A 23139-nucleotide genomic window follows, 5' to 3' on the forward strand; every position below is an offset into this window, starting at 1 on the left:
AGCTTCTTACATGGGTCGCTGGGAGCGCATGTCGGCGCGATCGATACCGGCCACAGCAACCGGCTTCTTCATCGCATCCCGACGGAAAGGCTCGCCGAGTTCCTGGTTTAGGATGACTTCGAGGAAGGTCGTGATCCCTTTGGCCTGGTCCTCGATCGCCTTGGCAAGGGCCTCGGTGAGTGCGGCCGGCGTCTTGACGGTCACGCCCTTGAGGCCGCAACCATCCGCCACCTTGGCGTAGCTCAGGTTCGGATTGAGCTCCGTACCGACGAAGTTGTTGTCGTACCAGAGCGTCGTGTTCCGCTTCTCCGCTCCCCACTGGTAGTTGCGGAATATCACCATGGTTATGGCCGGCCAACCCTCGCGGCCGATCGACGTCATCTCGTTCATGGAGATCCCGAAGGCGCCGTCGCCGGCAAAGCCGACCACCGGCACGTCCGGGCAGCCGATCTTGGCGCCGACGATCGACGGAAAACCGTAGCCGCAGGGACCGAACATGCCCGGCGCCAGATACTTGCGACCCTGTTCGAAGCTCGGATAGGCGTTGCCGATCGCGCAATTGTTGCCGATGTCGGTGGAGATGATCGCTTCCTTGGGGAGTACGGCCTGGATCGCCCGCCAGACCTGGCGGGGCGACATGCGATCGGGCTCGCGCTGACGTGCACCGACGTTCCATTCCGTGCCGGGGTCGTCGTCCTCGTGGTCCATCGATGAGAGCTGCTGCAGCCAGGCCGAGCGCGTCTGGTGGATCAGCGCCTTTCGCTCCTCACGGCTCGCATCGCCGGCGGTGGGCGCAAGCTGCTGAAGGATCTGCTGCGCCACCTGTTTCGCGTCGCCGCAAATGCCGACCGTCACCTTCTTGGTCAGGCCGATCCGGTCGGCGTTGATGTCGACCTGGATGATTGACGCATTCTTCGGCCAATAGTCGATTCCATAGGCCGGCAGCGTCGAGAACGGATTGAGCCGTGTACCCAGTGCCAGCACGACGTCCGCCTTGCTGATCAATTCCATTGCCGCCTTCGAACCGTTGTAGCCCAAGGGTCCGACTGACAGCCGATGGCTGCCGGGAAACGCGTCGTTGTGCTGATAGCCGCAGCATACCGGCGCATCCAGCCGCTCGGCGAGCGCCATGGATTCCTGGATGGCGTTGCCGATGACGACACCGGCACCGTTGAGAATGACCGGAAACTTCGCTTCCGAAAGCAGCCGGGCGGCTTGGGCGATGGCCGCAGGTCCGCCTGCCGGGCGCTCGAAGCGGACGATGCGCGGCAGATCCACGTCGATCACATGAGTCCAAAAATCCCGCGGGATGTTGATCTGCGCCGGTGCGCAACCCCGCCATGCCTTCTCGATGACCCGGTTCAGGACTTCGGGAATGCGGCTTGGATCGCGCACCTCCTCCTGATAGCAGACCATCTCCTCGAACATCGCCATCTGGTCGACTTCCTGGAAGCCGCCCTGCCCTATCGTCTTGTTGGCGGCCTGCGGCGTGACCATGAGCAGCGGCGTGTGATTCCAGTAGGCCGTCTTCATCGCGGTGATGAAACCGGTCACACCTGGTCCGTTCTGGCCGATCGCCATCGACATCGTGCCGGTCGCGCGGCTGAAGCCGTCGGCCATCATGCCGGCATTGGTCTCGTGGGCACAGTCCCAGAAGCGGATCCCCGCCTTCGGGAACAGGTCCGATACGGGCATCATCGCCGAACCGATGATCCCGAACGCATGCTCGATGCCGTGCATCTGCAGGACTTTGACGAAGGCTTCTTCTGTGGTCATTTTCATGGCTGTTTCCTTTAGCTTGTGTGAGCGGTTGATGTGCGCAACGGCTTGTGCGGCAGCACGGAACTCGTTTCCGAAACCGGACGTATGAGCATCGACGAAACCATTGAAACAAGAGCGGCAAACACGACGTAGGCGGCCAGTAACCAAGGCGCGCCGTTGCCGTAGCTGATGAGGTAGGTCGCGATGATCGGAGTGATGCCGCTGGCGAAGATGCCGGAGAACTGGTAGACGAAGGAAATTCCGGTATAGCGCACCTTCACGTCGAACAGATCCGAGAACAGTGCGGCTTCGGGGCCGTAGCACATTGCGTAGATGATGCCGAACGGGACGATCAGAGAGAGCGCAATCAGCGGCAGGCTCCCACTTTCCATCAGCATGAAGGCGGGGAACGTGACCAACGCCAGCAGCAGGCTGCCGACTGCATAGGTTTTCGGTCGGCCCCAACGATCCGACAACCTGCCGAAGAACGGAATTGCCACGACCATGACAAGTGCAGAAAGGCTGACGAGCCATAATGCTGTGGTGCGGTCCACCTGCACATATTTGGACAGATAGACGATCGAGAAGACGGCGAATACGTTGAAGAAAACTCCGTCAATGTAGCGCGCGCCCATGCCGAGCAGTATGTTGCGGGGATAGGTGCGAACGAGGTCCACAAACGGGATCTTGAGCTCCTGCTGCTCTTCCTTGACAGCGGCGAAATCCGGCGTTTCGGCTACCTTGAGCCGGATGTAGAGGCCCACGATGATAAGCACGACCGAGCCGACGAAAGCACTGCGCCAACCCCAGGACATGAAGGCTTCATCGGGGAGAAGGCTCAGGAGTGCGACGACCCCTGATGACAGGCACAAGCCGATTGCAAGACCGATTTGCGGGATCGACGCATAGTAGCCGCGCTTGTTTTCAGGCGCGAATTCATAAGCCATGAGAACCGCGCCGCCCCATTCGCCGCCGATGCCGATGCCTTGTGCGATCCGCAGGATGAGCAGCAGTATGGGAGCTGCTACGCCGATCTGATCGTAGGTCGGCAGCACGCCGATCAGAACGGTTGCGACCCCCATGATCAGAATGGTGAGCACGAGCATCTGTTTGCGGCCGAGTTTGTCTCCGAAATGCCCGAATATGATGCCGCCGAGCGGACGGGCAACGAAGCCGACTGCAAAGGTTGCATAGGCCAGCACTATTGAAACGATCGGGTCGTGCGCCGGGAAGTAAAGTTGATTGAAAACGATGCCGGCAATCACGCCGTACAAGAAGAAGTCATACCATTCGATCGTCGCGCCTATCAAAGATGCGAATACGACACGCCTCACTTCACGTTCCCTTACGTTCCTCGCGGTATTCAACATGGTCTCCTCCCCAATGTTGGATTCAGTTCAGAATTAAGTCGGACAGTTTTTCTCCGATCATGATTGCCGGCAGGTTCGTGTTTCCCGACACGATGCTCGGCATCACGGAACAGTCCGCGATCCAAAGACGGTCAAAGCCTCGCACCCGCAGGTCCGGGCCGACCACTGCGCCCTTGTCGTCGCCCTGACCCATTCGGCAGGTGCTCGTGGGATGGAAGATCGTCGCACCGCTCTGGCGCGCGAAATCGAGAATATCTTCCTCGCTCTCCAATGCCTCGCCCGGCAGTTCTTCGCTCGTCACGAACCGGTGCAGCGGACCTACACTCGCGATGCGGCGGGCCAGCCGGACGCCGCCGACCGCAACCTGACGATCGAGTTCGGTGTCGAGATAATTGGCGTATATGAGCGGCTGAACTCTCGGATCGGCAGACGCCAGCCGAATGGAGCCGCGGCTCTCCGGACGAAGTTGGCACACCGACAGGGTGAAGCCGGAGAAAGGATGGACCTTTCCTCCGGCCATGTCCGCGGAAAGGGTGGCCACATGGAATTGAACATCAGGCCGTGCCGCATCCGGCATGACTTTGGCGAAGAGTGCGCCTTGGTTGATTCCGACGGCGAGCGGACCCGTTCGCGTCAGCAGCCATTGCAGGCCGATCTTCACCTTGCCGATCAGGCTGTTCAGATCGTCGTTCGTCGTGATGGGCTTGCTGCAGCGGTAGATAAGTCTGAGTTGCAAATGATCCTGCAGGTTCGCGCCAACGCCCGGCATGTCTGCGACGACGTTGATGCCGTGTTCCCTGATATGATCGGCCGGACCGAGCCCGGACAACATCATCAGGTGCGGCGTATGCACAGCGCCTGCGCTCAGGATGACGCCTCGCCGCGCATCCATGCTCATCTTCCTGCCACCTCGAACGTAGTCGATGCCCTGCGCCCTGCACCCATCGAGGCGAACTTTCGTCACCAGCGCGTCGGTGACGATTTCGAGGTTGGCCCGTCCTTTTGCTGGACGGAGATAGCCCACTGCAGCACTGCTGCGCATGCCGTTACGTGTCGTCAGACTGTAGTAGCCCACGCCTTCCTGCGACGGTCCGTTGAAATCCTCATTGAAAGGTATGCCGAGCTGATTGGCCGAACCGATGAATGCGTCTATCAGCGGGTGTCTATGGCGGATCGGGTCGACGCTGATCGGCCCGTTTTTCCCGTGATATTCCGGGTTTGCCGCCCCTCGGAAGGATTCGGACTTGCGGAAGTAGGGCAGCACGTTGCGATAGTTCCACTGCTCACCGCCGTAGCGTGCCCAGCCGTCATAGTCCTCAGCCTGCCCCCTTATGGCAATCAGACCATTGATCGCTGAGCAGCCCCCCAGCACCTTGCCGCGCGGCCAGTAAATTCGTCGGCCGTTCATGTTGGATTCGGGCTCGGTGTAAAGCTTCCAATTGATGCGCTCGTCCCACATCGTCTTGCCGTAACCGAGCGGCAGATGGATCCAGGGACTGGTGTCCTTCGGTCCAGCTTCGATGAGAGCGACACGGAACTTTCCGTTCTCGGAGAGACGCGCGGCGACGGTGCAGCCCGAAGAGCCGGCGCCGACAACGATGTAATCAAACTGCACTTGGCTCACTCTCGGCTCCTCCCTGTTTCCACAAAGGCGGAAACGGCCCCAAAGAGTCAAACCTTTCGAGACAAAACATCTCACTACATGGGATTCTGTTTGAATTTGTGCCGCATTACTCCTATTGATACGGATATCAATCTCATTGACTGAGACGAGGACGATTCGATGGACATGCAAACCGAGGCGCCGAATTCGGCCGTAACGCGAAGCCTCAGCCTGATCGAAGTCGTCGGGCTTTCCGAAAAGCCGGTGACGCTGAGTGACCTTGCAGAGAGGATCGACATGCCAAGGGCCACGCTGCACAGACTGTGCCAACGTCTCGTGGAGGAGGGCTTTCTCTTTCGCGAACCGGACAGGCGCCACTACTCGGTCGGCCCGCGCCTCTTCAAGATGGGCCTGACCATTGTTGGTTCGGGCGTGGGAACCCAGCGGCACGCCATATTGAAGCAAGTGGTCGATGTAACGCGTGAGACATGCAATTTCGTGACACGTTCCGGTTGCGACGCCATATATCTCGCACGCGTCGAATCCGACTGGCCGCTGCGGGTTCATCTGGAGCCCGGCTCGCGCGTGCCGCTTCACTGCACCGCCAGCGGCAAATTGCTGCTGGCGCATATGGATGCGCAACAGAGGCAGAAGCTCCTGAACGCGATGACTTTCGAACGGTTCACGCCTGCAACGATCATCTCTGCGGACGCGCTGGAGGCGGAATTCGCCGAGATTTTGCGCGATGGTTTCAGCACCGATCGGGAGGAGTTCATGGCCGGGCTGATAGCCATCGCCGTTCCTGTTCTCGACAGGAATGGGCGGGTGGTTGCCTCGCTTGCCTGCCACGCACCAAAGGCCCGTATGACGCTCGAGGACGCCAAACGCTATGTGCCCGTGCTTCAGTCGGCGGCCCGCAAACTCGCGCAGACGTTCTAACCCGCGCACGTCTAAAGGATCTCGTCTTTGAGGTAGTACCAGCGATACATCCCCCACTGGCCAAGGCGTCTGAACGGCGTGAGCAGGCCGTGGCTCGGCAGCGGCGAGGTGAAGATCGGCAGATCGAGGGTGCCGCCCTTGCCCGCCACCATCTGGGCCATGCGGCGGCCGGCCTGGGCGGAATACATGACCCCGTTGCCGCCATAGCCCATGGCGTAGAACAGCGGCTGCTTCGGGTCGGGCCGGAAGACCCGCGGCATCATGTCGTGGCTGACATCGACCCAGCCCCACCAGGAGTAGTCGATCCGGATCCCCTTCAGGATCGGAAACTTTCGGTACAGTCCTTCGAGCAGCCGATCGAGATGTTTGGGATTCACCGCATCGCGGCCGGTGATGGCGCTGCGGCTGCCGATCTGCACGCGGCCGTCCGGCATCATCCGGTAATAGTGGCGCAGCGTGCGCGTATCGGTGAGCGGGATCCGCGTCTTGAAGTTCAGTTCGGTGCGTTCTTCCTCGGTCAGCGGGCGCGTGACGATCGAGTTGGAGAGGATCGGCATCAGCCGGTGCCGAGTCAGCATATGCAGGTCCGGCGAGGTATAGCCCGCCGTCGCGATGCAGACGGCGCGTGCACGAACGGTGCCGCCCGGCGTAGACAGATGATAGGCGCCGCTCTTCCATTCGCAGCCGATAACGGGGCTTGCCGTGTGGACCCGTGCACCGAGCTTGCGCGCCAGATTGAGGTAGCCGAAGGCGAGCTTGGCCGCGTGGATGCCCATGCCGTCCGGTTCGTACATCGCCCCCCTCGCCTCCTCGTCGCGTAGGAAGCCGCGGTGGACCTCGTCGCGGCCGACGATGCGCGAGCGGTAGCCGAAAACCTCGTTTAGAAGCCGCGACTCGGCTTCGAGCGCCGGCATCACCTTTTCGCGATGGGCGATATAGAGGTGGCCGCCGTCCTGAGGGTCGCAGTCGATCTCCGGCGAGCGGATCAGGTCTCGGAAGAGATCGAAGGCTTCGCTGATTTCGCCGTGCAGCCTTCTGGCGACATCGACGCCCCAGCGCTCTATCCACTGCGAACGCTTGAGCCGGCCGGCGGAGATCTGCGCCTGACCGCCATTGCGGGTGCTGCAGCCCCAGGCGACTCCATTGGCTTCGAGCACCGTCGCCTTTATGCCGTGTTCCTGGGCCAGATGGATCGCGCAGGAGAGCCCCGTATATCCGGAGCCGACGATAGCGACGTCGACGTCCGTATCGCGTGTAACCGGTCCGTCGTCGGCAGGCGGCGTGCCGGCAGTGCCGATCCAATAGGTCGGCGCATAGTCCTTGCCGTCGCCCGGATGGGGCGCGCGGATCGGGTCATAGGTCGGATCGAAGGGCTTCCGCGATGCGATCGGTCTGGCCAGCTGGTGTTCCATGTCGTGATCCTGCCCTGGAGGCTCTCAGTATCTCGGCTGCGGTTCGATGAGCGGTCGGTTCTTGCGGAATGCCTGCTTGCGGACGATCTTTCCGTCGCGAAGCGTGAAGAGATCGCAGCCTTCCGCGACGATCCGCGTCCCGTCCGCATTGGTCCCCGAGAAGGTCCACTCGGAGACGGCGCGATCGCCGTGGACGAAATGGCTGTGATGATCCCAATGGGCATCCCGCATTGCCGTCCATACGCCTGAGAAGGAATCGGCAATCGCCTCGGCGCCGGCGATGCGTTTGCCGCAGGCCTCCGGGCCGGCAACGGCGTTGAAGACGCAATCGGCAGCAAAAAACGCCATGACGTTGTCGATGTCGTGCCTGTTGAAGGCGTCGAAAAGCTTTGCAAGATCTTCGGCGGTCATGTCGAAATTCCTTTGTTCATGCCTGGGCATAGCTTCGCCGGGCGGGCGGCTGTACGCCCGTTGAAATGCTTGAGACGAGATTGTCCGGGGCGCCGACTACTTCCGATCGGCTGCCGTCACACTTTGCCCTTCCAGGGAATGAGCGCCTTTTCGAGGTAGCGGATCATGAGATCGAAGGCGAAGGCGAAGACGCCGATGACGACGATGCCCATGATGACCGTATCGCTGGCGAGGTATTCGGCGGCATTCAGCACCATGAAGCCGAGGCCACGATGGGCGGCCACCATTTCGGCGGCGACGAGCGTGGTCCAGCCGACGCCGATCCCGATGCGCATCCCCGTGAATATCTCCGGCAGGGCAGCCTTCAGGATCACATGCCTGATGACCTGAGCTCGCGTCGCGCCCATCGCGTAGGCCGCATGGATCTGTTCCGTCGAGACCGAGCGGACACCGGCCCTGGCGGCGATCGCCATCGGCGCAAAGATCGCCAGATAGATCAGGAATACTTTCGGAAATTCACCGATGCCGAGCCAGATGATGATCAGCGGCAGATAGGCGAGCGGCGGCAGTGGCCGGTAGAATTCGATGATCGGGTCGAAGAGACCGCGCACCACCCGGTTGACGCCCATGAGGATGCCGACGGGAACGGCGGTGACGAGAGCCAGCAGGAAAGCTCCGAGCACGCGGCCGAGACTTGCCAGCGTATGCTGCGCCAGAGTGGAATTCGACACCCCTTCCGTAAGCGCAATCACGAACTTGTCCCAGACGGCGAGCGGCGACGGCAGGAACAGCGGCTTGATCCAGCCCATTTCGGTCACGAGCAGCCAGAGTGAGATGAACGCCAGGGCGGTCAGCAGGCTGATATGCCCGCTCATGCCGTCGCCCGGCGCTCCGTAGATCCTGCCCGGGCGAACGGGTTTACTCTTGGCGACACCCTCAAGCATGGAGGAGCTCCGGGTTGCCGGACTGGCGCTCGTCGCCATAGATGATGCCGAGGATCTGTTCGCGCATGTCGATGAAGTCGCGGCTGGATTTGATTGCGCGTGCATTGCCGTTCTCCAGGAAGCGTTTGTTGAAGTCGAGCTCGTAGGTGTGGGTGATGCGGCCCGGACGGGGCGACATCACGATCAGCCTGGAGCCGAGGAACAGCGCCTCCTCGACGCTGTGGGTGATGAAGAAGAACATCTTGTTGGTGAGTTGCCAGACCTCCAGCAACAGTTCCTGAATGGTCTCGCGCGTCAGCGCATCGAGGGCTGCCATCGGCTCGTCCATGAGCAGCATCGAAGGATCGCAAGTGAGCGCGCGAGCGATGCCGACACGCTGCTGCATGCCGCCGGAGAGGTGATAGATCATGTGCCGGTGGAAATCCTGCAGCCCGACAAGGGCGAGATTCCTGGTCGCAAGGTCCCGCCGGGTCGCTTTGTCGACACCCCTGAGCTTCAATCCGAACTCGGTATTGTCGATGACGTTGAGCCACGGGAGCAGCGCGTGCTTCTGGAAGACGACGCCGCGGTCGGCGCCGGGGCCGGTGATGCGGCGGTCTCCCAGCATGATTTCCCCTGCGCTCGGCGCCATGAAACCGGCCATGAGGTTCAGGAGCGTGGTCTTGCCGCAGCCCGATGCGCCGAGGGCTACGACGAAATCGCCGCTGTTGATCTCGAGATTCACGCCCTTGAGCGCGATGACCGCCTGGTCCGAATAGAGACCGGGATAGGTCAGACTGACATTGCTGACGTTGAGCGTTTCCATGTCGCAGGCCTTCCTGGAACGTGCTGTGTCGAGGATATCAGCGGCGCTCCTGACCGCGCACGGCGCGCGGGCGGGAGCGCGCGTCTCTGCTACTTGGAGGCTTCTCTCGCATAGGCGCCGTTGACGAAGGGCGCGTAGTCGTCGAGCGCGGTGTCGATCTGTTTCTGATCGACCAGAAACCTGGCGCTCGCCTCCAGCGCCCGGACAGCGCCGCCGCCGAGCCACCTGTCGGAAACCTGCTCGTCGGCGGTCGGGAAGGACAGAAGGCTCAGAGCCTGCACGATGCCTTCAGGGTCGCCGCCGATCAGCTTGACCATGCCCTGAATCTGCGGCGAGTCAGCCGTCCAGCCGCTGCCATTCGCCTTGTAATCGGCATAGGCGTCCGCGAGCACCTTGGTGAAGGCGGCCATGAACTTGGGGTTCTCTTCGGCCCATTTCTTGTCGGCCACCAGTCCGTCGAAGGTCGGCACGCTCGCCGCTCCGATCTCCTCGGAATCGGAGATGGCCTTGCCGTTCTTCAAAAGTTCCGACAGCGCGGGTGGCCAGACATAGGCGGCATCGATGTCGCCGCGCTGCCAGGCAGCGACGATCTGCGGCGGCTTCATGTTGAGAATGTTCACTTCCCGGGGATCGGTTTTCCAGACCTGTTCAAGGCCGACCAACAGATGGAAGTGCGAAGTCGAGACGAAAGGCACACCGACATTCTTTCCCTTCAGGTCTTCCGGCTTTTCGATGCCGGACCCTTCTCGGACGACGAGCGCTTCCGACTTGCCGATATTGTCGAGGATCCAGAAGAGTTCGAGCCCCACGCCGCGGGTCGCCGCGGCCGTCGTACCGGTCGAGCCGATGACGCCGATCGGCACGTTGCCCGAGGCGAGCGCGGTCGAAATGTCGCCGCCGGAGCTGAACTGGCGCCAATCGATCGTATAGCCGGCCTCCTTCGCCGCGGCATCGAAACGACCGTCGGCAATTGCCGAGATGAACGGGCCGACGATCTGCTGGTAGCCCACGACGACGGTGGTTTCCGCCTGGACGGCGAAGGAGGTGAGGATGCCGGCGGCGATGGCCACGGCTCCGGATAAGTGCTTGAAACTTCTAAGATGGATCATGTCGTTACCCTCTTCGTTATGTCGCCCCGCTTCTTGCGGGGTCGCGCCGTGCATTGAGTGACGGTCTTTGCTTGCCGAATAGAAATAGGCTCACGCTTCGGATTGCCTTATATCCAGTTGGGAAGTTGGATGAGTCCAGTTGGACGAGGTGAGACAATGGCGGGCGCGACCGTCTCCGAAACGATCTTCTTCCTCGACCGGGCCAGCCAGACGGGGCTGCAGGCGCAGATCCGCGAAACGATCGTGTCTGCAGTGTTGTCCGGCCGACTGACGCCTGGCGCCCGGTTGCCCTCCAGCCGCAAGCTTGCGGCCTATCTGAATATTTCGCGGATCACCGTAACGCTCGCCTATCAGGAACTCGCTTCTCAGGGCTATGTGGAGGCGGCGAACCGGAGCGGCTACCGCGTCGCCGGCAAACCCCCGACGACAGCCATCGCGATGCAGGTCGCCCATGCTGCGGCCGATGCGGTCGACTGGTCGGCCAAGTTGCGCTCGACCTTCATCGTCGCCAAGCAAATGCGCAAGCCGCTCGACTGGCGAGCCTATCCCTACCCGTTCCTATATGGCCAGATGGACCCTTCGCTGTTCGATCTCACCGCCTGGCGCGACTGTGCGCGGCGGGCGCTGGCGCGCGAGGATTTCGAACTGATGGCGGGCGATTTCGCGGCGGCGGACGACATCCAGCTTGTCAACTATATCTGCTCGCGCACATTGCCGGGCCGCGGCATCCGTGCGAACCCCGACGAGATCCTGGTGACGGTGGGCGCGCAGAACGCCCTCTGGATCGTCATTCAGCTCCTGTTACGTCAGGGCGCCCAGGCGGTCTGCGAGAACCCCTGCCATCCCGACATGAGTGCATCGCTTCGCTTGAGCGGCGCCGCGATCACCTTCGTCGACGTCGACGGGGACGGCCTGCCGCCCGCCGCGCTTCCGGCAAAGGTCGATGCCGTGTTCGTCACGCCCAGCCATCATTCGCCGACCGGCGCGACGATGCCGATCGAGCGGCGGGCGGCCTTGCTCGAGGCGGCCGCCGCCAAGGACTTCATCATCGTCGAGGACGATTACGAGTTCGAGATGAGCTTTCTGGCGCCCCCCTCCCCGGCCCTCAAGGCCTTCGACCGCAGCAGCCGGGTCTTCTACATCGGCAGTTTCTCCAAGTCTCTGTTTCCCGGCCTGCGTCTCGGCTATCTGGTGGCGCCGGCTACCGTTATCCGGGAGGCGCGGGCACTGCGCGCCCTGATGCTGCGGCATCCGCCGGGACATCTCCAGAGAACGGCCGCCTATTTCCTGGCGCTCGGACACTATGATGCCGTGCTGCACCGCATGCGCGAGGAGTATCATCGCCGCCATATCACCATGGACGTTGCCCTTCGGGATGCCGGGTTGAAGATCGCCGGATCTGCGGCTTTCGGCGGCACGTCCTTCTGGATCGAGGGGCCGGAAGGTCTCGATGCGGACTTGCTGATGAACGCTTTGCGGAAGGACGGCGTGCTGATCGAATCCGGGTCGCCCTTCTTCCCGAAGGACGACGGTCCATGCCGCTTTTTCCGCATGGGCTACTCGTCGATCGCGCGCAACCGCATTGCCGACGGCGTGGCGCTGACTGCGGCACGGATCGCCGAGCGGGGTTAGAATGAAGTTTGCAGCTTCGGGGTGGCAGTTAGGGGGCCGAGACCGGCCCGACAACTTCTGGCGCCCAAACAGCGATAGCAGACCGTCAACCAAATGGGACCGAAGCGTCCGACCGATCAGGGCGGTCTTTTGATTGGTCGAACGTAAACGCCCGGCTATGGCGCTAATGAGCTGCCATTGATCGCCGCTGTCGGTCGTTAAAATGGTGGTGTCCCACGCGGAAGGCCGGCACGCTCCAGCATTTCAAGGAAGCGTGAATGATGCATATCCCTCACGTAGCGTGGCACGAAACCTGGGCAGACGTTGCCCACATTGAGATGTGGAAGCTGTGACAGGCAATGATGGACGGCCCGGGAAGCTTCCTCATTGTTGCCCGTGGCGGCCGCGGCCGCAGCCCAGTAGAGTGCGCCGCGGACGAAGTCGGGCTTCGTCCTGACGACCCTGCGGGCCGCCTCCAGAGCCCGCCGGTCGTCGCCGCCGGCAAACAGCGCCACGACCATGCTGTTGTGGCGCCAGAAGTCGATGACGTCGTGGGCTCCGAGCCGGACCGCCTCGTTGGCCTGGTGCAGCGCCTCGCTGACCTCGCCGCGCAGGGCGTAGAGTTCGGCGATGTCGCCGCGGGCGCTGGGATAGCTCGGGTTGAGGCTGATTGCGTGCCGGCATTCGACGACTGCTTCGTCGATCCGGCCTGCGGTTTCGAGCGCGAAGGACAGGATGACGCGCGCGATCTCGTCGTCCGGAACCGCGCGTACAGCGGCTACCGCAAGGGCCAAAGCGCGCTCGACATGGTCCGGGTGGGACGGAAGCGCGCCCCAGGCGAGCGCCATCGTGATGGCGACGGAAAGCGTCCGCTTGGCGCGGGCGTTGTCGGGCGCGATCGCCAGCGCCCGCTCGGCAAGATCGATCGCACGCGGCAGGGAGTCGCGCGTCATCGCGAAGTAGTTCACGAGAGATTCGTTCACCAACCTGCGCACTTCCGGCGGGCCGGGCGGGCTCTTGTCGCGAACCTTCCAGTTCGTCAGTTGAAGTTCGAGCGTGACGGCCAGCACGACGGATCGCGCGATCCGGTCCTGATATTCGAGCGCGTTCTCGGAGTGGCCGTCGAACCTCTCGGCCCAGACGTTGTGGCCGCCGGCGGCGTCGGCGAGATGAACATTCACCCGCAGGTCGCGGCCAGACCTCTGGATGCTGCCGCCGAGCACGTAGCGCGCACTCAATTGCCGCGGACGTTTCGCATCGTCGCCCGGAGCAAGCTTCTCCGCGGGGCCGACATTCGAGACGACCACATAGTCCGCCACCTCTGAGAGGGCCGTGATGATGTCCTGGACGAGCCCCTTGGCGAAATAGTCGTCGCGCCGCTCCGCTGTCAGATTGACGAAATCGGCGACGCTGATGGATGGCCGCCCCTGACGCTGACCTTCCCGAACGACATGTCCGGACGGCAGTGAGACGGAATTCGATGTTCCATTGGTGGGCGACACCAGGGATTGCCACAGCGCGCGCATCTCCGGGCCGATCTCCACGCCGAATTCCGCCTTCAGCATGCTCCTGCACGTCTCGAACGTGCGGATCGCCTTGTCGCGCTGGCCGCTCGCCGCCAGGAGTTCCATCTTCAGCCGATAGGACGCTTCCCGCGTCGGCTCCATCGCCAGCAGGCGGTCGGCCAAGACCAATCCCGCTTCACCGTCAACCAGACGCGCCAGCCTTTCGGTGGATTCGAGCGCGCGATCCAGGAGCCGGCCGCGCTCGTCAGCTGCCCAGTGCTCGAACGGATCGCTGCCCAGGTGGAAACCGTCGAGGAAAGGCCCGCGATAGAGAGCCAGGGCCGTCCCCAGATCCTCGGGCGAGCGGGCAGCCAACCCGGCTTCGAAGTCCTCGACATCGACCTCGACGGCGCCTGCCTTCAGGCCGATCAGGTCCTGCCGCGACTGGATGACGTCCACACCCGCTTTCAGAAGATCCCGGCGCAGGATGCTGATCGTTTGCCTGAGGCTGTTGCGCGCGTGGTCCTCGTCGCTATCGCTCCAGAGCAGGTCGGCCAGTTTCTCCCTTGGCGCCGCCATTCCCGCGCAGCGGGCGAGGTAGGCTAATAGGGCCGGGCCCCTCTTGCCGGTTAGCTGGATGTAATCGTGTCGTTCGCTCCTGACCAGGAAGGGGCCGAGCAACGAGATCCTGACCCTGGCAACACCGTCAACAGTGGTCATCGTTGGCACCTGTGCGTGCTGGGCCGCTTCATGACGCGACTCTAACGCAAAAATATCGCCGTGCAAGCTGGACCGCCGAAGCACGCAAGCGCTGTCATCACGGCTGATCAAGTAAGCGGAAGAATTGTGCATGACGGACCAGCGGGGGATCAATAATGGGAAAACTATTCTTGCAATTGGCAGCGGCGCTGGCCGCCTTGGTGTTATGGGGTCTCCATGCCCGGGCAGCCGACGTCGATACCGCCGTCGATACCGCCGTCGTGTTCGCGGTCGATTTCTCGTCCTCAATCGATCCTGACACCGCCGACCTGCAGCGCGAAGGACATGCTGCGGCGCTCACGTCTCCCGATGTTGCTGCGGCGATCGCCCGCAACTATCTCGGATGCATAGGCGTGGCCTATTTCGAATGGGCCAGTCCCGGGCGCACAAGTGTGGTGCTGCCCTGGACGAGGATCTGCGGCCCCGAGGACGCCGAAGCGGCCGCCCGGATCATCAGGGAGAAGGGCGATACCGGCTACAGCCGCCGGGGCCGAGGCGGGACATCCGTTTCTTCGGCCATCGGCGTCGCAAGCCTGCTTCTTGACCAGTTCCCAGGAAATGCCACCAAAAAGATCATCGACATCTCCGGCAACGGCGAGAACAATGACGGGCTTCCCGTTCAACCGATCAGGTTGGCGGCAATTGCCAAGGGATACACGATCAACGCGATCGCTGTCGCAGGAAACAATGAACCTATCTACCGGTTGGCATCCTATTTTTCCGACGAAGTCATTGGCGGGCCCGGGGCCTTCGTGATAACGCCGACAGATCCAGGCGACTACGCCGCGGCGCTGCGCCGCAAACTGGTAACCGAAGTGAGCTTGAACGTTCAGTCGCCGTACCCGCCGCAAGCGCGATCGGCTTGGAAGGGCCGAGGGCGACAGGAGTTGAATGAAGCTAGGAGAGAGTAGGCAAGCAACGGCAACTAAAATGGATATGTCAGTTCCACTGAGGTCCAACTCATTTTCAGCGGCTCTATGCCTGCGCGGCATAACGATGGCGATCGGCTCGAAACCGCACGCCGAGTCGATGCTGCGCTGATCAGGTGAGGTCGTTGGTGGAGCGTCCTCGAGACAGCGTCTCTTCTCACCGGATTGAATGCCATGATAGGAGCCCCCATGGGCATCAAGAACTATCTGATCGAAGGCGGTTCCGGCACTGGAAAGACATCTGTCGCTACCGAACTGGAGCGGCGGGGCTACCATGTCGTCCATGGTGACCGGGTCTTGGCCTATGTTGGCGACCCCGAGACAGGCCAGGAACTCGCAGGACCGCCCAAAGGCGCGGACCGCATAGTTTGGGGATACGCGCACTGGATCTGGCGGGTCGACAAGGTTCGGGCTATTGCTGCCGACACCACGCATCCTGCCACCTTCTTCTGTGGCGGCTCGCGCAATTTCCACAAATTCCTGGACCTATTCAACAAGGTTTTCGTACTCGACATCGACGTTGAGACGTTGACCCGACGATTAGATGGGCGGCCGAATGAGCCGGGCTTTGAGCCGGCCGAGCGGGCGCTGGTACTCCGCTACCATCACACTCGGGAACATCTTCCTGCCGGCATCATCATCGACACGGCGAAAACCGTCCCAGGTGTCGTCGACGATATCCTCGCTAAACTCACCTGAAGCCGTGCAGCTATGTGATGGAAGGGAAAGCCCCGATTTATACGGGAAAAGACTAGCCGTCTAGACGCCTCACTGGCGGCGGTATTTCCGCGTTCGTAGCCCACCGGCAGCTTCCAGAATGACGAACCTGGCGTCCCAACGACCGTCTTGCGGGCGCAAAAGAGACGTGGGCATATAGCAGCATTCGGGCCCTTTGCTGCCGTTCGAGGTCGATCCGAGGAACGTGCGGTATGTGCTAGAATGCAACTGAATGGCGGAACGCGACAGACGCACTGCGAGGGGCGGTGTGATCGAACCGGAATCGCGCGACCGAGAGCCGGCGTTGTGCTCTTGGAAGGGGAGACGAGGACGATGCCGACACCAGAGCGACCCAGTCTAATAGTTCGACAAAAATCCCCACAGAACATCGAGTTTCCGTTTGCGTCGCTCTCCGATTGGCTGATCCCAACCGAGCTGTTCTTCGTGCGAAACCATTTCGCGTCGCCGGACCTCGATGCGCGAGACTGGAGATTGCGCGTTGGCGGGGCGGTGGAGCGGCCAATCGAACTTGACCTCGACAGCATCAAGGCGATGCGGAGCACGACTTTCACCGCCGTCATCGAGTGCGCAGGGAACGGGCGCGTCTACTATGTGCCGCCGAAGGAGGGGTTGCAGTGGCAGAACGGAGCCGTCGGCAATGCCGCGTGGACAGGTGTTCTTCTGCGCGAGATTTTGGAAATGGCGGGCGTTAAGCGAACCGCACGTGAGGTTCTGCTCGTAGGCGCAGACAGCGGCGTCGTCGATACGAACAAGAAAACGGCTTCTCCCGGCCCCATCGCTTTTGCGCGCAGTTTACCGCTTGAGAAGGCAATGGCTCACAGCACGATCCTTGCCTATTCGATGAACGAGGAGGCGCTGACGCGCGATCACGGCTACCCGCTACGCGCGGTCGTGGGTGGCTGGTTCGGCATGGCTTGGGTCAAGTGGATCACGCATATCACGGTTGTGGAGCAACCGTTCCTTGGCTACTGGCAGGCGCGCGACTATTTCCGTTGGGAGCGCAGCCTCGGGGAACCCAGGCTGGTCCCGCTTGCGGAGATGGAGGTCAAAGCGCAGATCGCGCGTCCCGTGCAGGGCGCGCATCTCATCGCCGGCCAACCGTATCGGATTTTCGGAGCCGCCTGGAGCGGAGAGGCTGTTATCCGGCAGGTGCAGGTCTGCACCGGAGATGGCAGGGGCTGGCGCGAGGGAAGGCTCCTCGAAACAGAACGTCCCTTTGCATGGCGCTTGTGGGAGTACATGTGGACCCCTCAAGAAGTCGGGCGATATATACTGCGATGTCGCGCGATCGATGGGGCGGGGTGCGTGCAGCCCGAGCTCCCGCGTTCAGACTGCGAGAGCTACGCGGCCAATTGGATCGTTCCGGTGGAGGTTACGGTCGTTCCCGAGCCACAGACGTACGAGGAGGAATTCGTGATCTAATCACCCGCACGGGACGGAATGGCGACTTGGCGCAACTGCGACCCGCGTTGTCACTGCACTGCGTCATGTCCGCTTTGCGGCGACAGCGACCGGTGGCTCGATGACCATTATGGGGGCGCAAAGCGGCCGTGGGCGAACAGATATTTGACGTCCGCTTCGGGCACGGAAACCGTCACTCGGCGCATTCGTCGAGTTACCGTTGGTGCCGTTAGCTTTCCTCGATCGAATCCACCCGGTCCGGATAGAACGCCAGGTGGTCCTTGATTTCGCGGACCGCATCATGCGGATTCTCATAGGTCCAGACGGCATTCTTCGAGCGCTCGCCGCCGGCTGCGATACTGTAATAGGACGCATCGCCCTTGTAGGGGCAATAGGTCCCATGATCCGTGCGCGTAAGCAGCGACATGTCGACGTCGCTGCGGGGGATGTACTGCACGGGCGGATAGGACGCCTCGCGCAATGTGAGGGCGTCGCGCGTATCGGCCACGACGCGGCCATCGAGCTTGACGACGACGCGTCCGGGATTGCGTTCGACAGTGATCGGATGGTCGGGGCCTGGAATTCTGATCGGCTTGTCTGACATGAGCCTTCGCCTTCAGGTGGTTGCACCGCCTCTTAGATAGGGTCACGCCTCCCGGTTCCCAAGGGCCGCGTCGCCTCGACGGGCCGGATGCCTTCTTGTCCGGCCAAGCAAAGTCATGAAACATCGGAGATTTGAAAGAGTTGGAGCGGGATGCGGGCGGAAACGGGCATGCGCCTTTCCTTGATCCCGCTCGAAGTCGAACCAGATTGGAGATGCCGGCAGATGATTAGGAGAACAGGCGGATGCCTTTGCGGCGGGGTGCGATACGAGGTGAGCGGAGAACCCTTGCGGGTGGGACTTTGCCATTGTGCGGACTGCCGCAAGGAAAGCGGCTCTTCCTTCGTGACCTTCGCCGTCTGGCCCACCCGGGCTTTCAAAAGCTCCGGCGAAGTCAAGATATTCGCCGGCCGCGGCTTTTGCCCCGACTGCGGATCGCGGCTCTTCAACCCGGGAGAAGAGGAAACCGAAATTCGCGTCGGTTCACTGGACGATGCCCCCGCCGCTCTCAATCCCCAATACGAGATCTGGGTCGTCAGGCGCGAGAGCTGGTTGCCCCCCGTTCCGGTGCCGCAATATCAGGGCGATCGAGGTTAGCCGACGGGTTCGCACCTGTCGCGGCCAAGGGAAGCGATCGGGAATTTCGCCAGCCTAATATTTTCTCGTGACCTATTTTTTATTGATACGCGTATCTTTTAAAATTGACGCGCGAAAACTTTTATGGTGTTTACTCCCTGCCAAGGTCAGGGACGGGAGGGCCTGCCTGCCTGGTTGCAAACGTTGAAGGCCCGCCGTTTCCAAGGGAGGAAACCATGAACATGCCCCGCATTCTCAAAACTCTCGTCGCCGGCACCGCGCTCACCTTGCTGGCATCCGGCGCCTTCGCCGACGGCATTGGCGCATCGCTCCTGACCCAGCAGCACCCGTTCTACATCGAGCTTGCCTCGGCGATGAAAGCCGAAGCCAAGGAGAAGAACGTCGCTCTCGAAGTGGCGATCGCCAATCAGGACCTCAACAAACAGCTCGCCGACGTCGAGGACTTCATCGTCAAGGGCGTTGATGTCATCGTCATTTCGCCTGTCGACAGCCAGGGTGTACGCGCCGCCATCGCAAAGGCGGAAAAAGCCGGTATCAAGGTGATTACCGTCGACGTCCCGGCCAACGGCACGACGGTGACGTCGCATATCGGCACCGATAATTTCACCGGCGGCGTGAAGGCGGGCGAACTCATGGCCGAGGTTCTCGGAAACAAGGGCAAGGTCGCCATTATCGACTATCCGACGGTTCAGTCGGTCGTCAACCGCGTCAACGGCTTCAAGGAAGCGATCGCAAAGCATCCGGAGATGGAGATCGTCGCGACCCAGACCGGGATCACCCGCGCCGAGGCCCTCGCCGCCGCGCAGAACATGCTGCAGGCCAATCCGGACATTACCGGCATTTTCGGCTTCGGCGACGATGCGGCCCTTGCCGCGGCCGTTGCCGTCAAGGCCGCGGGACTGGAATCGCAGGTCAAGGTGATCGGTTTCGACGGCATGAAGGAAGCACGCGATGCCGTCGACGCCAATCCCGTCATGGTCGGCGTCATCCAGCAGTTCCCGGACCAAATGGGCAAGCAGGCGATCGACACCGCTGTCAAGGTCGTCGCCGGCGATACGGTACCGGCGGAGCAGCCGATCGTACCGGGCGTCTACACCGGCAAATAGGTCCCTCCCAGGACGGCTGCCGCCTCGCGGAGGCGGCATACCACGAGCGTATCCGGCGCATGATGCCGGATACGCTCCGGTCCGGCTGAAGGAGGCCCGCCATGCACGGTTCCGCTGCGGATACCATTCTCAAGATCACCGATGTCACCAAGTCCTTCGGGCAGGTCGCCGCCCTCAAGGGGATGCGGCTGGAAGTCCGTCGCGGCCGGGTGCACACACTGCTCGGCGAGAATGGCGCCGGCAAATCGACATTGATGAAGATTCTCGCCGGCGTGCACGGGGCGACGTCGGGAGAGATCGTTCTCGACGGACGGGCCTACCGGCCCGCCAACCCGCAGGAGGCCGCCTCGCTCGGCCTGGCGATCGTCTTCCAGGAATTGAGCCTCTGCAACAATCTGACGGTCGCCGAGAACATCCTCGCCACCCGCGAGCCGCGCCGCTTCGGCTTCATCAACGATAAGGCGCTCGTCGCAAAGGCTCGGCGGATCGTAGCCGACCTCGGACTTCCCGTCGACGTGACGGAGAAGGTCGGCAATCTCTCGATCGCCCAGCGACAGCTCGTCGAGATCGCGAAGGGCCTGAGCCATGAGGCCAAGGTCGTCATTCTGGACGAGCCGACTTCCTCGCTCAGCGAAAGCGAGGCCGAGATCCTCTTCGAGATCATCGGTCGGCTGAGGCAGCGCGGCGCCGCGATCATCTATATTTCGCACCGCATGGAAGAGATCATGCGGCTCAGCGACGACATCACCGTCATCAGAGACGGCGAATATGTCTCGACGCATGCGCGCGACGAGGTCACCATCGAGACGCTGATCGCGTTGATGGTCGGGCGCCGCATGGACGAAATATACCCGCCGCCGGTGCATAATGTGGCGGCGGACAAGGCCCCGGTCCTGGCAGTCGACCGGCTGACGCGCGAAGGCGAGTTTCACGACGTGTCCTTCGACGTGCGAGCCGGCGAGATCCTCGGCTTCTTCGGCCTTGTCGGTTCGGGCCGCTCGGAGGTGATGAACGCACTCTTCGGCATGAAGAGCGCCGCAGGCACCGTGCGCCTCGATGGCGAGGTCGTGCGGTTCCGTTCCCCGGACGAGGCCATCGCCCGCGGCGTCGGTTTCGTGACGGAGAACCGCAAGGAAGAGGGCCTCGTCCTCGGCCATAGCGTCGAGTGGAACATATCCATGGCGGCTCTCGCGGACTTCGCCGGAGGGTTGGGTTTCATCCGCAACGGCGCGGAACGGGCAGCCGCATCCGAACAGGTCGGGAAGCTCTCGATCAAGACGAACTCGCTGGAAACGCCGGCGGGGGCGCTCAGCGGCGGCAATCAGCAGAAGATCGTGCTCGCCAAATGGTTGCTCACGCGACCCAAGGTGCTGATCCTCGACGAGCCGACGCGCGGCGTCGACGTCGGCGCGAAATTCGAAATCTACAAGATCATCCGCCAGCTGGCGGCCGAGGGAACGGCAATTCTGCTGATCTCCTCCGACTTGCCCGAAGTCCTGGGAATGAGCGACCGCGTGGTCGTCATGCATGAGGGCGCGCCCGGCGCCACGCTCGAAGGCTCCGGCCTGACTCCAGAGACGATCATGGCTCACGCGACAGGTTTTCAATCATGACACAGAACACAGCAGCCAAAGCCGCCCTGGCTCGGGCTCTCAAGCAGTATGGCGGCATCTTCCTTTCGCTGGTGATGCTCTGCATCGTCTTTTCCTTCTTCAACCCGCGCTTCATGACGGTGGTCAACTTCATGAACATCCTGCAGCAGGTCGCCGTGGTCGCGATCGCGGCCTTCGGGATGACATGGGTGATCCTGCTCGGCGAGATCGATCTTTCCGTCGGCTCGATCATCGCGGTGGCAGGGATGGTCGGGGCGCAATGCTTTGCCTTCGGGATGGGTTTCATGCCGGCGATCGCGCTGACGCTCGCCGCCGGCGCCCTGATGGGAATGCTGAACGGGGTGCTGACGGCCAAGCTGCTCTTGCCGTCCTTCATCGTCACGGTCGCCACCATGGGCATCTATCGCGGCATGGTCAGCCTGCCCACCAATGGAGCGCCGGCCATGATCGACAACGAAACCTGGACGGCAATCGGCACCGAGAGCTTCCTGGGACTGCCGATCATCATCTGGGTCGTCGCCGTTCTCTTCGTCATCAATCAGATCGTGCTCAGCAAGACGAGCTTCGGCCGGCGCGCCTATCTGACCGGCGGCAACCGTGAGGCGGCCGTCTATTCCGGTATCAAGGTCGACAGGCTGAAGATCCTGATCTTCATGATCTCCGGCGTGATGGCGGCCATCAGCGGCGTTCTGCTTTCCTCCCGCCTGTTTTCCGCACAGACCAATGCGGGCATGAGCTACGAGCTTGACGCGATCGCCGCGGCCGTTCTCGGCGGCACCAGCCTTGCCGGCGGCGTCGGAACCATGGTCGGCACGCTGATCGGCGCGCTCATCATCGGCGTGATGAACAACGGCATGAACATGCTCTCCGTCCCCTATTTCTACCAGCTGATCGTCAAGGGCCTGGTGATCCTCGTCGCCGTCTGGCTCGACGTCCGCGCCAAGCAGGCAAAGCGCTGAACTCCGACACGAGTGACATCCACATGCACAAGATACTGACGATCGGCGAGATTCTCGTCGAGATCATCGCGACCGAGAAGGGTGACGGGTTTCGGCAGGCGACGCCGCTCATCGGCCCCTTCCCTTCAGGTGCACCGGCCATCTTCATCGACCAGGCCGGGAAGCTCGGCCAGCCATGCGCGATCATCTCCCGCGTCGGAGGAGACGACTTCGGCACGGTCAACCTCGAACGCCTCAAGGACGACGGCGTCGACATTTCCGGCATCGAGGTCGATCCGCTCGCCACGACCGGCAGCGCCTTCGTCCGCTACCGGCCCGATGGCAGCCGCGCTTTCGTCTTCAACATCCGCGACAGCGCCTGCGGCAAGATCATGCTCGACGAGCGCATGACCCGGTTCGTCGGCGAATGCAGCCACATTCATGTCATGGGCTCGTCGCTCTACGCGCCGAGCGTGGTCGAGAGCATTCTCGCAGCGATCGGAATCGTCAAGGCGGGCGGGGGCACCGTCTCCTTCGATCCGAATCTTCGTCCGGAGATCCTCAAAAGCCCCGGCATGCGCGAGGCGCTGCTTACGGTGCTCGCCGAGACCGATCTTTTCCTGCCGAGCGGAGACGAGCTCTTCCTCTTCACCGAAGCAAAAACGGAGGGTGAGGCGGTCGCCGAACTCCTCGCATCCGGCATCAAAGCCGTCGTCGTCAAACGCGGCGCCGCAGGCGCCAGCTATTTCGATGCGGCGACGTCCCTCTCCCAGCCCGGATTCCCGGTCGAGGAAATCGACCCGACCGGGGCTGGCGATTGCTTCGGCGCGACCTTCGTCGCCTTCTGGCTCAACGGCGCAAGCCCCCGCGAAGCGCTGGAATTCGCCGCCGCCTCCGGCGCACGCGCGGTCATGCGCTTCGGCCCCATGGAAGGCGCTTCGACGCGCGCGGAACTCGAAACCTTCATCAGCGAGCAAAAGGCCTGAC

20 protein-coding genes are annotated in these 23139 nt (G+C 62.2%); 10 read left to right on the top strand and 10 right to left on the bottom strand.

Translation table 11 applies throughout. From position 1 onward, the window contains the following. Positions 1–6 precede the first annotated feature (6 nt). From xsc to SINAR_RS0102740, 3 genes are read right to left on the bottom strand one after another with little or no spacing between them, the layout of a single operon-like run. Positions 7–1782, bottom strand: coding sequence for a sulfoacetaldehyde acetyltransferase (gene xsc, locus SINAR_RS0102730; RefSeq protein WP_027997621.1), 1776 nt, complete (start codon positions 1780–1782; stop codon positions 7–9). Positions 1783–1793: 11 nt separating this feature from the next. Further along, the gene (locus SINAR_RS0102735; RefSeq protein ID WP_027997622.1) at positions 1794–3131 is read right to left on the bottom strand and encodes an MFS transporter; all 1338 of its coding nucleotides are present in this window, start codon (positions 3129–3131) and stop codon (positions 1794–1796) included. 22 nt (positions 3132–3153) lie between these two features. After that, positions 3154–4755 (bottom strand): GMC family oxidoreductase, encoded by a 1602-nt coding sequence (locus SINAR_RS0102740; RefSeq protein WP_027997623.1) that lies wholly within the window; start codon positions 4753–4755, stop codon positions 3154–3156. A gap of 159 nt (positions 4756–4914) precedes the next feature. On the opposite strand from SINAR_RS0102740, the gene SINAR_RS0102745 reads away from it, so the two are divergent. Further along, positions 4915–5673: an IclR family transcriptional regulator gene (locus SINAR_RS0102745; protein ID WP_027997624.1), complete on the top strand. Its 759-nt coding sequence runs from the start codon at positions 4915–4917 to the stop codon at positions 5671–5673. A gap of 11 nt (positions 5674–5684) precedes the next feature. Here the strand turns inward: SINAR_RS0102745 and SINAR_RS0102750 are convergent, their stop codons facing one another. From SINAR_RS0102750 to tauA, 5 genes are all read right to left on the bottom strand, one after another. Continuing rightward, positions 5685–7085 (bottom strand): NAD(P)/FAD-dependent oxidoreductase, encoded by a 1401-nt coding sequence (locus tag SINAR_RS0102750; RefSeq protein ID WP_027997625.1) that lies wholly within the window; start codon positions 7083–7085, stop codon positions 5685–5687. Between the two features lie 24 nt (positions 7086–7109). Further along, entirely contained in the window at positions 7110–7496 is a 387-nt protein-coding gene (locus tag SINAR_RS0102755; RefSeq protein ID WP_027997626.1) for a nuclear transport factor 2 family protein, read from the bottom strand. Between the two features lie 116 nt (positions 7497–7612). Then, positions 7613–8440, bottom strand: coding sequence for an ABC transporter permease subunit (locus tag SINAR_RS0102760; RefSeq protein ID WP_027997627.1), 828 nt, complete (start codon positions 8438–8440; stop codon positions 7613–7615). Next, complete coding sequence (locus SINAR_RS0102765) at positions 8433–9245, bottom strand: taurine ABC transporter ATP-binding protein (RefSeq protein WP_027997628.1); 813 nt, start codon at positions 9243–9245, stop codon at positions 8433–8435. Before SINAR_RS0102765 ends, SINAR_RS0102760 begins: the two co-directional genes overlap by 8 nt. Positions 9246–9334: 89 nt before the next feature. After that, positions 9335–10354 (bottom strand): taurine ABC transporter substrate-binding protein, encoded by a 1020-nt coding sequence (gene tauA, locus SINAR_RS0102770; protein WP_027997629.1) that lies wholly within the window; start codon positions 10352–10354, stop codon positions 9335–9337. 156 nt (positions 10355–10510) lie between these two features. Here tauA and pdxR point away from each other — a divergent pair, with 156 nt between their 5' ends. After that, the gene (gene pdxR, locus SINAR_RS0102775; protein ID WP_027997630.1) at positions 10511–11986 is read left to right on the top strand and encodes a MocR-like pyridoxine biosynthesis transcription factor PdxR; all 1476 of its coding nucleotides are present in this window, start codon (positions 10511–10513) and stop codon (positions 11984–11986) included. Positions 11987–12183: 197 nt separating this feature from the next. On the opposite strand, the gene SINAR_RS0102780 is transcribed toward pdxR, so the two are convergent. Then, on the bottom strand, positions 12184–14190 hold the full coding sequence (locus SINAR_RS0102780) for a BTAD domain-containing putative transcriptional regulator (RefSeq protein WP_027997631.1): 2007 nt from the start codon (positions 14188–14190) through the stop codon (positions 12184–12186). A gap of 155 nt (positions 14191–14345) precedes the next feature. On the opposite strand from SINAR_RS0102780, the gene SINAR_RS01000000132985 reads away from it, so the two are divergent. The 3 genes from SINAR_RS01000000132985 to SINAR_RS0102795 all read left to right on the top strand — a co-directional run bounded on the left by SINAR_RS01000000132985 (position 14346) and on the right by SINAR_RS0102795 (position 17318). Further along, positions 14346–15140 carry a DUF1194 domain-containing protein gene (locus SINAR_RS01000000132985; RefSeq protein WP_050577416.1) on the top strand — a complete coding sequence of 265 codons (795 nt, stop codon included), beginning with the start codon at positions 14346–14348 and terminating at the stop codon, positions 15138–15140. A gap of 207 nt (positions 15141–15347) precedes the next feature. After that, positions 15348–15857: an adenylate kinase family protein gene (locus SINAR_RS0102790; RefSeq protein ID WP_027997632.1), complete on the top strand. Its 510-nt coding sequence runs from the start codon at positions 15348–15350 to the stop codon at positions 15855–15857. A 351-nt stretch (positions 15858–16208) separates the two neighbouring features. Next, the gene (locus SINAR_RS0102795) at positions 16209–17318 is read left to right on the top strand and encodes a sulfite oxidase (protein ID WP_033056956.1); all 1110 of its coding nucleotides are present in this window, start codon (positions 16209–16211) and stop codon (positions 17316–17318) included. A 208-nt stretch (positions 17319–17526) separates the two neighbouring features. Here SINAR_RS0102795 and SINAR_RS0102800 read toward each other — a convergent pair whose 3' ends face one another. Beyond that, positions 17527–17901 (bottom strand): DUF427 domain-containing protein, encoded by a 375-nt coding sequence (locus SINAR_RS0102800; RefSeq protein WP_027997634.1) that lies wholly within the window; start codon positions 17899–17901, stop codon positions 17527–17529. 222 nt (positions 17902–18123) lie between these two features. On the opposite strand from SINAR_RS0102800, the gene SINAR_RS01000000132990 reads away from it, so the two are divergent. From SINAR_RS01000000132990 to SINAR_RS0102825, 5 genes are all read left to right on the top strand, one after another. Further along, positions 18124–18495, top strand: coding sequence for a GFA family protein (locus tag SINAR_RS01000000132990; RefSeq protein ID WP_033057081.1), 372 nt, complete (start codon positions 18124–18126; stop codon positions 18493–18495). Between the two features lie 215 nt (positions 18496–18710). Next, positions 18711–19601, top strand: coding sequence for a substrate-binding domain-containing protein (locus SINAR_RS0102810; RefSeq protein WP_027997635.1), 891 nt, complete (start codon positions 18711–18713; stop codon positions 19599–19601). 101 nt (positions 19602–19702) lie between these two features. After that, on the top strand, positions 19703–21214 hold the full coding sequence (locus SINAR_RS0102815) for a sugar ABC transporter ATP-binding protein (RefSeq protein ID WP_027997636.1): 1512 nt from the start codon (positions 19703–19705) through the stop codon (positions 21212–21214). Further along, the gene (locus tag SINAR_RS0102820; RefSeq protein WP_027997637.1) at positions 21211–22173 is read left to right on the top strand and encodes an ABC transporter permease; all 963 of its coding nucleotides are present in this window, start codon (positions 21211–21213) and stop codon (positions 22171–22173) included. Before SINAR_RS0102815 ends, SINAR_RS0102820 begins: the two co-directional genes overlap by 4 nt. Before the next feature lie 23 nt (positions 22174–22196). Further along, on the top strand, positions 22197–23138 hold the full coding sequence (locus SINAR_RS0102825) for a tagatose kinase (RefSeq protein WP_027997638.1): 942 nt from the start codon (positions 22197–22199) through the stop codon (positions 23136–23138). Position 23139: the final 1 nt, after the last annotated feature.

Source organism: Sinorhizobium arboris LMG 14919, assembly GCF_000427465.1.
Classification (GTDB): Bacteria; Pseudomonadota; Alphaproteobacteria; order Rhizobiales; family Rhizobiaceae; genus Sinorhizobium; species Sinorhizobium arboris.